Origin of the sequence: Mesorhizobium sp. M7A.F.Ca.US.006.04.2.1 (assembly GCF_004022915.1) — a bacterium.
Lineage (GTDB): Bacteria > Pseudomonadota > Alphaproteobacteria > Rhizobiales > Rhizobiaceae > Mesorhizobium > Mesorhizobium ciceri.
In genome coordinates, this window is the sequence record NZ_RZQA01000137.1 from 1 (window position 1) to 9850 (window position 9850).

Genomic DNA, 9850 nt, shown 5'->3' on the forward strand with positions numbered 1-9850 from the left:
TCATCATGATCATCGTGCTGGGCGCACGCGGCAGCCGCCAATCCCGACCACCCAGACGGCAAGGCCGGCGATTGCCCAGTTGCGCTGCGTCTTGCGAAACTGCTCCGGGTCGCGCCAGGCGCGGTTCTGCCAGGCCCAGCGGCTGCCGCGTGCGCCCAGCACGATGATCATGATGATGTTGACGACAGGGATCAGCGCCAGCAACGCAATGAAGGTGCTGTTGCCGATGCCCCAGATCCAGTTGAGGAAGAAGGCGCCCCAGTTCCAGCGGTCGAGTTCGGCTGGAATTTCAGCCGGCTGGTTGAGCGGTTGTCCGGCCATCATGTCCCCAATCGGTAACGTACGGACTGAGTCTAGCGCATGCGCTCCTCGATGCGCAAAATCAAAGTTTTGCAACCCCGGTCAGGTCTTGTTGGACAGCCGGCGAAAATTCGCTTTCACGGCACGGCTTGCCGGCTTCAGCGCGGCGCTGATCGAGCGCTCCGCCGCAACCCCGTTGAACAGCGACGGCGTGCGGCCGGAAAAGACTTCCGGCCAGAACCGCGATGCCGATTGCAGGAAAGACATTTGTGCCGCAAACGCGCCTTCGGCCATAGCGGCGGTCTTCTCGTTGACCGCACGCGCCGTCTCCGTACTCCATGGCTGGCGGCTCGCGCCATCCATGGCCATCAACGGCAGCCGCATCATCGCCACCAGCGGCGCCAGCATCAGGTCGCCGCCGATGCTGGCCGCTTCTCGCGTCCGTCGGCTCTTGCCGGTTTTTCTCATGGAAACAAACCCCTTGTGGCGGCCGAATCAGCCGCTGCCCCACACACTACGCGCTTGTGATGGAATTCGTTCCCTCGCCGCTTCGGCATGGTCTCAAGGCTGGGCGCGCCCGCCGAAGAGCGCCCAGCCAAGGGGTCGAGTTCTACCGCTTGCGAAGATCGGCTTGCGCCAGATCCAGCGCCTTCGAGATGCGGTCGCAGGCCATATCGATCGTATCGCGGGTCCAGATCAGCGGCGGCGACAGGATCATCGTGTCGCCGGTGGCGCGCAGCATCATGCCATTCGTGATGGCGTGATCCCGCACGGTTACCGCCGCACTTCCAGCCGGCAGGAACCGCTCCTTGGTCGCCTTGTCCTTGACGATCTCGATCGCGCCCATCAGTCCGATCGAACGGACCTCGCCGACCAGATCATGTCCGGCAATGCGCTCCTGCAACGCCTTGGCGAAGTAAGGGCCGGTGTCGTTCCGGACGCGGTCGACCAGCCCTTCGCGCTCGATGATCTCGAGGTTCTTCAGCGCCACGGCGCAGGCCACCGGGTGCCCGGAATAGGTGTAGCCATGGTTGAACTCGCCGCCCTTCTCGACCAGCGTCGAGGCGATGCGGTCGCCAACCAGCAATGCCGACAGCGGCTGATAGCCCGAGGTCAGCGCCTTGGCCGTGGTGATCGTGTCTGGCTCGATGCCGAGTGTCTGTGCGGCAAACCATTCGCCGGTGCGTCCATAACCGGTGATGACTTCGTCCAGCATCAGCAGGACATCGTATTTACGGCAGATGCGCTGCACTTCCGGCCAATAGCTCGCCGGCGGTATCTTCACGCCGCCGGCTCCCATGATCGGCTCGCCGATAAACGCGGCAACCTTGTCGGCGCCGGCTTCGAGGATCGCCTCCTCGACAGCCCCGGCCGCGCGCAGACCGAAATCATGATCGCTCTCGCCAGGCAGCGCCAGCTCATAGGCATAGGGCATCATCACATGGACGATGTTGGGCACCGCACCGTTGAGCTGCTTGTGCATACCATCCATGCCGCCGAGCGAGGTGCCGGCAACGGTCGAGCCGTGATAGGCCATCTTGCGCGAGATGATGCGGTTCTTCTCCGGCTTGCCCTCCAGCACCCAATAGTGGCGCACGAGGCGCAGCGCGGTGTCGTTGGCTTCCGACCCGGAAGAGCCGTAGAATACCTGGTTGACGTGCTTCGGCGCGATCTCCGCCAGCTTCTTGGACAGCAGCACTGGCGTCGGCGTCGAGCATTTGAAGAAGGAGTTGTAGTAAGGCAGTTCCTTCATCTGGGCATAGGCGGCCTCGGCCAGCTCGTCACGGCCATAGCCGATGTTGACGCACCACAGCCCGGCCATGCCGTCGAGGATTTCAGCCCCCTCGGAATCGTAGATGAAAGGGCCGTTGGCATGGGTGATGATGCGCGACCCGGCCCCGCGCATTTCCTTGTGGTCGGTGAACGGATGCAGATGATGCGCGGCGTCGATCTGCTGAAGCTGCGTCAGCGAATAATTCTGATAGGTCATGTCTGATCTTCCCTCTGGATTCTATCCGGCCAAGCCGGGGCGAATGCTTCAGAGGCAGAGAGGTGGCGAATAGCCGATGCGGGCACACAGCCGCAAAAGCTCGGCGCGCAGCGTGCGCGGTGACGGCGTCACCGCGACCCGCAATGCGCGAGCCTCAAATGCGTCAATCAACGTCCTGACGAGAGCCATGGAAGCCACCTTAGAGCAAAGGCTGCTCGAGGAGAACCACCCTTTGCTTGGCCCATAACTGAATGACTCTAGGCCTTGGCTGTCAGCGCCCTTTGCAGGAAGACATATTTCATCGCCGTCTGCGCCGCCTGCGGCCGGCGGTCGCCACGCCCGCCATGGCCGCCCTCGGTCTCCTCGAAGAACAGCGTCCTCGCATGGCCGGCTTCCTGCAAGCGGGCGGCCATCTTGCGCGCATGGCCGGGATGGACTCGATCGTCAGCGGTCGATGTGGTCAGCAGCACAGGCGGATAGGCGGCAGCGGCGTCGACATGCTGGTAGGGCGAGTAGGCTGAAAGCCACTTCGCGTCTTCGGGTTTCGACGGATCGCCATATTCGGCCATCCACGAGGCTCCAGGCGGCAATTCGGCGTAACGCAGCATGTCGAGCAGCGGCACCTCGATGATGACGGCGCCGAAAAGCTCGGGATGCTGCGTCAAGGAAACGCCGGTCAGCAAGCCGCCATTCGAACCACCCTGGATGCCGAGCGAGCTTGCTGTCGCGATGCCGCGCTTGACGACGTCCTGCGCGACCGCTGCGAAATCGTCGAATCCGTTTTGGCGATTGCCCTTGAGCGCCGCTTGATGCCAGGCCGGGCCGAACTCGCCGCCGCCGCGGATGCATGCCTGCACATAGGCATTGCCTTTCTCCAGCCACAGCTTACCACGCACGCCGGCATAGCCGGGCAGCAGCGGCACTTCGAAGCCGCCATAGCCGTAAAGCAGCGTCGGCACCGGACCTTTCTGGTCGCGCCGCCTGACGACGAAATAGGGGATCATCGTGCCGTCCTTGGAGCGCGCCTCGAACTGTTCCGAGATCAGCGGCGAGGCATCGAAACGCGCCGGCTGCGACTTCACGGTGGCGAGCGTCTCGCCATTGTCGTCGGACCAGATGATCGAACTCGGGGTCAGGAAATCGGTGAAGGAGAAGGACACACTCGAGCCGAACTGCTCGGCATGACTGATGCCGACATTGCCATTTTCGGGCAGCGCCACCGGTTTCAGCGACCAGTTGCCATCCATGCGCTCGCAGACGACGACTTTGCCGCGCACATTGTCCATCAGGCTGACGAACAGCCGGTCCCGCGTGCGGGCAATGCCGGCTATGGAAACGCGATAGGCCGGCTCGAACAAGGTTTCGACAGGCCCGATCGCGCCGGTTTCGACCCAGCGCGCCAGGTCCAGCGAATAGAGGCCGTCGGGCTTGCAAACCGTGCCGTCGGGCGCCGTCCATGCACTGCGCACGCCGAACACGAGCTGATCCCTGAATATTGCCGTATCGGTCATGTCGTCCGGTAGCGGCAGCTGTTTGTTTTCGCCGGAAGGCAGCCGAAGGAAGATGTGCGAAGCGAAGAAATTCAGCGTTCGAGCCAGGACCAGATAGCGTCTGTCACCGTCGTACTCGACAGCGGCACCAACGGCGAGATCCTCTTTCTGCGCCTCGAAGATCGGCGTTGCGTCTTCCAGCTTGGTATCGCGCTTCCACAGCTTTATGATTCGCGGATAGCCGGACTCGGTCTTGTCGGCCTCGTCGAAAGCGGCCGAAACAATCACGGTGTCCTTATCCAGCCAGCTGAAACCCGACTTGGAAGCGGGTGCACGAAACCCACCCTCGACAAACGACTTGGTCGCGATGTCGAATTCGCGCATCTCGCTGGCGTCGCCGCCATCCGGCGACATCGAGACAAGGCAAAGGTTGAAGTCGGGATAGAGCCGGCTGGCGCCGCCAAAAACCCATTTTATCCCTTCCTCCGCCGCAAGCTGGTCGAAGTCGATGATCGTTTCCCAGTCGGGCTTCTCGGTCTTGTAGGAAGCGACGGTCGTGCGGCGCCAGAGGCCGAGCACATTGGTCTTGTCCTGCCAGAAATTGTAGACATGGCCGGCTTTTGCCGCGCCGACAGCGATGTTGTCCTCGGCCGTCATCAGGTCGAGCGCGGTCTGGAACGACGCCTGATAGAACGGATCGCCCTGCAATTCACCAACCGTGATCTCGTTCTGGCGATGTACCCAGTCCAATGACTGCTTGGCCGTCCTGTCCTCCAGCCAGAGAAAGGGATCGTCGGTCGTGGGGGCGGAATTCGGCGTCTGGGTGGCAGGCTTGGTCATGAGGTCTCCGATAAACGCGTTGCTTTGAAAAAGCCAACGCCGACAGGCCGTCGATATTCACCATGTTCAGCGCACAATTGAGGCTTTCCGCCGACCAGCGAGGCTCGCAATGGCCAGCGCCAGGCACAGCAGCCCAAGCGTGATCGGCAGTCCGCCGGCGCCCATAACATCCATGGCGCCCCCCGCCAGCGGCGGCACGGCGATGCCGCCGACGCCCCACATCAAGGAAAAGGCCGCATTGCCGGCGACCAGTGCGGAGCCGGTGAAGCGTTCGCCGAGCTCGATGATCGACATTGTGTAGATGCCGTAGGAAACCGCGCCCCAGACAAAGATCATTGGCCAGATCAGCGGCGACTCGATGAGAAGCGGAAGCAGGACGCAGCCGAGCACCGTGATCGCGACGCAGGCAAGCCGCACCAGGCGCGCGGAAAGCCTTTCCGCCAAAAGGCCGAGCGGCACCTGCATGGCGATGTTGCCGGCGATCATCACCGACAGCAGCGCCGACATGCGGGTTTCGGTGATGCCGTGATGGGTGCCATAGACCGGCAGCAACGCCAACGCACCCTGTTCGAAGCCGGCGGCGACTATGACGGCGAACAAAAGCAGCCACGCCAGCGGCACGAAACCCAGGACGGAAACCTGGTGCCCGGCCTCGTCGACCTTGGGCAAACGCGGCAGCACCGAGGCCAGGCAAATGCCACACAGCACGAAGGCGAAAATGCCGACGAGGAAGGGCGGCCAGCCCTCAGTGCCGACTGCAAGCAGGCACAGTGGCCCGGTCGCGAAACCGGCCGAGATGATCGTCGAATAGACACCCATGACGCGGCCGCGTCGGGCCGGCGGTGCCAGCGCGATCACCCAGATCTCGCTCAGCACATAGAGCGGATTGGTCACGACGCCGATCAGGAAGCGCAGGGGAAACCACAAATAGACATTTTGCGTCCAGCCGATCAGCGCCAGCACGACAGCCGAAAGGGCCGCACAGGTGAGCGCGGTGCGCCCTGCCCCGAATCGGCGGGCCAGCGCCGGGATCAACGGCGATGACAGAATGAAGCCAATCGGCGTCATGGCCGCCGACAAGCCGATCATCGCTGGCGAAACGCCCTGGCGCTGCAGGATGAAACTCAGCAGCGGATAGGACAACCCTTGCGCGATGGCGAACACCGAGACGGTCGCGATCACACCGGTGATCGCCGCCCATTGCATCGTCTCGTCCTTGTTCGATTCAACCAAATTCATGTACGCACCGCTGTCGGGCTGCAGGATTAGCGATTGAGTTGCGCAGAGGTAAGCCCCTGGCGGGCGAAAACTGCTTGCTCCAGACAGTGCCTGTCAGGAGGCTGGGCCTGTCAGGAGGCTGGGCCTGTCAGGAGGTTGGGCTTATCAGGAAGCTCGGCGCATGGATGAGCGGTACAGCGCGAACATCACCAGCACCGCGTCGAGAGCGGCAATAACCACCGGCAGCCCAAGTGGGCCGATGCCTTGCATGAGCAGGCCCGCACCGGGTGGGCCGACGATGCCACCAACGCCCCACATCAGCGCAAAGGCAGCGTTGCCGGCGACCAGCACAGAGCCCTTGAACCGGCTGCCGAGTTCGACCAATGCCATGGTGTAGACACCGTAACCGACCGCGCCCATCACCAGCAGCACCACCCAGATCAACGGCGTTGTGATCAGCAGAGACAGCAAAAGCGCGCAAACGGTTGTTGCCAGTGCGCAGACGATGATCATGGCGCGGCCGCCAAAACGCTCCGCCAGAAGGCCGAGTGGTATCTGCAGCAGGATGTTGCCGAGGGAAAGCGCCATCACCAGCGAGGCCAGAACGGCTTCCGCCAGGCCATAGCTGGCGCCGAAGACCGGGACCAGCGCATAGGTGCTCTGCTGGACCGCCGCCGAGACAAGCACGGCAAGCAGCAGCGCCGGCGCCATTTTGGCAAACCCGACAAGGCCGCTGGCAGGCTGGCCGTCATCCTCGAAGCCGGTGAGCTTTGACGAGACGGCGTGCAGGATCACCGCGCAGAGCGCGAAACCGGCGACGCCGACCATGAAAGGCGCCCAGCCCGACGTGCCGAGCAGGGTCAGCGCGAATGGTCCGGCGGCGTAACCGGCGCCCATCAGCGTGTTGAACACGCCCATCACCCGGCCGCGCCGCGACGGCGGTGCCAGCGACAGCGCCCACACCTCGCCAAGGATATAAAGCGGATTGATGACCACGCCGATGATGAAGCGGATGACGAACCACGCCACCCAGTCCTGTAGATAGCCGATGCCCAGGAAGCAGAGCGCGCCGGTCAGCGAGCAGCCGACCGCCAGGTTGCGCCCGCCGACCAGCCGCACCGCCGCCGGCACGAAGGAAGCCGACAGGATCAGCCCGAGCGGCATCATCGCCGCCGACAGGCCGATCAGCGCCGGCGACATGCCTTGCTTCTGCATCAGCAATGTGAACAGCGGCGAGCTCAGCCCTTGCGCGGCGCCAAACATGGCAAGTGCCGCGGTGACGCCGGCAAGCGCTGCCCATTGCGTTCCTGCTTCGCCTTCGCTCGAGCCGGTCGCGACCATGCTGCCATCCAGATGAACTGCTGGCCATCAGGCCGGCAAGCCAAGTAGCTATCGGTTCGATCCCCGGAAGGGAAGGGCCGGCCACCGAAATCCGCTTGCTCCAACGCGGCAACCTGATCAAGCCGATGTCGCGGCCGGGCACCTGTCGTTCCGGCATGTCGCTTCCCTCGCCCTAGTGGTCGTCGCCTCCGCAATGGCCGGACAGCCGCCGGTCCATTATGCCGCCCGCTATCGCATCCCACGAGGACCATCATGACCGCCGCCCTACAACCCTCAGAACCGGCATTGGCCACCGACCGTGCCCGTCGCGGCGGCCGCGCTGGAAAGCGCGCCGGCGGCTCGGCCGCGTTCGAGCAGCCGGCTTTTCGCCAGTTGAAGAACCCGCTGGCGCCAACCAGGCTGGTCTCCGACGACGAGCTGGAATCGATTCACCTCGCTTCCCTGCGCGTGCTGCGGGAAATCGGCGTCGACGTGCTGCATGACGAGGCCCGCAGCATCATGAAGGCGCATGGCGCCGACGTGCGTGACGGTTCAGAGCGGGTGCGCTTCGACAGCGACATGATCCTCGACCTGGTGTCGCACTGCCCGTCGGAATTCACCATCCATGCCCGCAATCCTGCGCACAATGTGCGCTTTGGCGGCAACAATGTGATCGTCTCGATGATGGCGTCGGCGCCCAATTGCTCCGACATCGATCGCGGCCGCCGGCCCGGCAACCAGCAGGACTACCGCAATTTCTTAAAACTCGCGCAGATGCACAACATTCTGAACTGCACGGGCGGCTACCCGGTCGAGCCGACCGATATCCATCCATCCGTCCGCCATCTCGAATGCATCCGCGATCTCAGTGTGCTCACCGACAAGGTGTTCCACATCTATTCGCTCGGCAAGGAACGCAATGTCGACGGCATCGAGATCGCCAGGATCGCGCGCGGCATCAGCCACGAGCAGATGCTCGAAGAGCCGTCCGTCTTCACCATCATCAACACCAATTCGCCGCTCAAGCTCGACGTGCCGATGATGGAAGGCATCATCCAGATGTCGAGCAAGGGCCAGGTCGTCGTCGTGACGCCGTTCACCCTGTCGGGTGCGATGGCGCCTGTCACCATCGCCGGCGCACTGGTGCAGCAGAACGCGGAGGCGCTTGCCGGCATCGCCTTCGCCCAGATGGTGCGCAAGGGCGCCCCCGTTGGATATGGCGGCTTCACCTCCAATGTCGACATGAAGTCCGGTTCACCGGCGTTCGGCACGCCGGAATACATGAAGGCGCAGCTCGTCGGCGGCCAGCTTGCCCGCCGCTACAACATCCCCTACCGCACCTCCAACACCTGCGCCGCCAACACGGTCGACGCGCAGGCGGCTTATGAAAGCGTATTCTCGCTGTGGGGTGCCATCCAGGGCGGCGGCAACCTGATGATGCATGCCGCCGGCTGGCTCGAGGGCGGCCTGCGCTGCTCCTACGAGAAGACCATCCTGGACATCGACCTGCTGCAGATGGTGGCCGAATTCCTGACCCCGCTCGACCTTTCCGAAGAGGCACTCGGCTTCGACGCCATCCAGTCGGTCGGCCCGGGCGGCCATTTCTTCGGCACCCAGCACACGCAGGACCGCTACAAGACCGCCTTCTACTCGCCGATCCTCTCCGACTGGCGCAATTACGAGACCTGGGCGGAAGCCGGCTCCCCGACGGCGCTCGAAAAGGCCAACAAGGTCTGGAAGGAGCGGCTGGCGTCCTATGAGGAGCCTTACATGGACCCGGCCATCCACGAGGAACTCAACGCCTTCGTCGCCAAGCGGCGGTCCGAGGGCGGCGCGCCGACCGATTTTTGATCATCTGTGTTGTTGATGAACAGTCGACCCCCACTCCGTCGAGCTGCGCTCGACACCTCTCCCCCGATCCACGGGGTAGAGGAAGGGCGCGAGCTTATACCGGCTAGCGCCCTTCCTCTCCCTCCGGAGGGGAGAGAGGTGGCGCTGCGAAGCAGCGACGGAGTGGGGGAAGCCATTCACGAAACACGCAGCCGTCGCGAAACAGGCACGCCCCACTCCCCCGATTCAATCTCTCCAAAAGCGGACCTATCTTGATGAAATCTCACGTAAAAGCGGTTGTCATCGGCGGCGGCGTCGTCGGCTGCTCGGTTCTCTACCACCTGGCCAAGGCCGGCTGGACCGACATCATGCTGATCGAGCGCTCTGAACTCACATCCGGCTCGTCCTGGCACGCGGCGGGCGGCTTCCACACGCTGAACGGCGACCCCAACGTCGCCAAGCTGCAGGCCTATACGGTGCAGCTCTACAAGGAGATCGAGGAGATATCCGGCCAGTCCTGCTCGCTGCATTTGACCGGCGGCGTGATGATGGCCGATACGCCCGAGCGCATGGACTTCCTGCGCCTTGCCCACGCCAAGGGCCGCTATCTCGGCATGGACACAGAGCTGATCACCCCTTCCGAAGCCAAGGCGATGTTCCCGCTGATGGACGAGACCAATTTCGTCGGCGCCATGTGGGATCCGGTCGAAGGCCATCTCGACCCGTCCGGCACCACCATCGCCTATTCAAAGGCGGCGAAAAAACTCGGCGCCGAGATCGTGCTGCGCAACCGCGTCGTGGAATTGACGCAGGAGGTCGACGGCACCTGGAATGTCGTCACCGAACAGGGCACGGTGAAGGC

At 63.5% G+C, this 9850-nt stretch carries 9 protein-coding genes; 2 read left to right on the forward strand and 7 right to left on the reverse strand.

Translation table 11 applies throughout. The annotated features are described in order from the left end of the window. Positions 1-9 precede the first annotated feature (9 nt). The 7 genes from EN925_RS10135 to EN925_RS10165 all read right to left on the reverse strand — a co-directional run bounded on the left by EN925_RS10135 (position 10) and on the right by EN925_RS10165 (position 7179). Positions 10-324, reverse strand: a complete 315-nt coding sequence (locus EN925_RS10135) for a hypothetical protein (protein WP_245487215.1) — start codon at positions 322-324, stop codon at positions 10-12. Between the two features lie 78 nt (positions 325-402). Continuing rightward, positions 403-768 (reverse strand): hypothetical protein, encoded by a 366-nt coding sequence (locus EN925_RS10140; RefSeq protein ID WP_127384790.1) that lies wholly within the window; start codon positions 766-768, stop codon positions 403-405. Between the two features lie 142 nt (positions 769-910). After that, entirely contained in the window at positions 911-2290 is a 1380-nt protein-coding gene (locus tag EN925_RS10145) for an aspartate aminotransferase family protein (protein ID WP_127365792.1), read from the reverse strand. A 48-nt stretch (positions 2291-2338) separates the two neighbouring features. Beyond that, entirely contained in the window at positions 2339-2479 is a 141-nt protein-coding gene (locus EN925_RS10150; protein ID WP_082826679.1) for a capsid protein, read from the reverse strand. A 68-nt stretch (positions 2480-2547) separates the two neighbouring features. Then, the gene (locus tag EN925_RS10155; RefSeq protein WP_127384789.1) at positions 2548-4620 is read right to left on the reverse strand and encodes a prolyl oligopeptidase family protein; all 2073 of its coding nucleotides are present in this window, start codon (positions 4618-4620) and stop codon (positions 2548-2550) included. A 66-nt stretch (positions 4621-4686) separates the two neighbouring features. After that, complete coding sequence (locus EN925_RS10160; RefSeq protein ID WP_024501292.1) at positions 4687-5859, reverse strand: MFS transporter; 1173 nt, start codon at positions 5857-5859, stop codon at positions 4687-4689. A 144-nt stretch (positions 5860-6003) separates the two neighbouring features. After that, the gene (locus EN925_RS10165) at positions 6004-7179 is read right to left on the reverse strand and encodes an MFS transporter (protein WP_127384788.1); all 1176 of its coding nucleotides are present in this window, start codon (positions 7177-7179) and stop codon (positions 6004-6006) included. A gap of 252 nt (positions 7180-7431) precedes the next feature. Here EN925_RS10165 and EN925_RS10170 point away from each other — a divergent pair, with 252 nt between their 5' ends. Both EN925_RS10170 and EN925_RS10175 read left to right on the forward strand, forming a co-directional pair. Continuing rightward, positions 7432-9009 carry a trimethylamine methyltransferase family protein gene (locus EN925_RS10170; RefSeq protein ID WP_127384787.1) on the forward strand — a complete coding sequence of 526 codons (1578 nt, stop codon included), beginning with the start codon at positions 7432-7434 and terminating at the stop codon, positions 9007-9009. Between the two features lie 254 nt (positions 9010-9263). Further along, positions 9264-9850: FAD-dependent oxidoreductase (locus EN925_RS10175; RefSeq protein ID WP_164894172.1), on the forward strand; the 587-nt coding region annotated here is incomplete at its 3' end.

Excerpts from the sequence above, each read along its gene's own strand:
- EN925_RS10135 (WP_245487215.1), bottom strand. The coding sequence starts at position 324 with ATGATGGCCGGACAACCGCTCAACCAGCCGGCTGAAATTCCAGCCGAA.
- EN925_RS10170 (WP_127384787.1), top strand. The coding sequence starts at position 7,432 with ATGACCGCCGCCCTACAACCCTCAGAACCGGCATTGGCCACCGACCGT.
- EN925_RS10160 (WP_024501292.1), bottom strand. The coding sequence starts at position 5,859 with ATGAATTTGGTTGAATCGAACAAGGACGAGACGATGCAATGGGCGGCG.
- EN925_RS10165 (WP_127384788.1), bottom strand. The coding sequence starts at position 7,179 with ATGGTCGCGACCGGCTCGAGCGAAGGCGAAGCAGGAACGCAATGGGCA.
- EN925_RS10150 (WP_082826679.1), bottom strand. The coding sequence starts at position 2,479 with ATGGCTCTCGTCAGGACGTTGATTGACGCATTTGAGGCTCGCGCATTG.
- EN925_RS10140 (WP_127384790.1), bottom strand. The coding sequence starts at position 768 with ATGAGAAAAACCGGCAAGAGCCGACGGACGCGAGAAGCGGCCAGCATC.
- EN925_RS10155 (WP_127384789.1), bottom strand. The coding sequence starts at position 4,620 with ATGACCAAGCCTGCCACCCAGACGCCGAATTCCGCCCCCACGACCGAC.
- EN925_RS10145 (WP_127365792.1), bottom strand. The coding sequence starts at position 2,290 with ATGACCTATCAGAATTATTCGCTGACGCAGCTTCAGCAGATCGACGCC.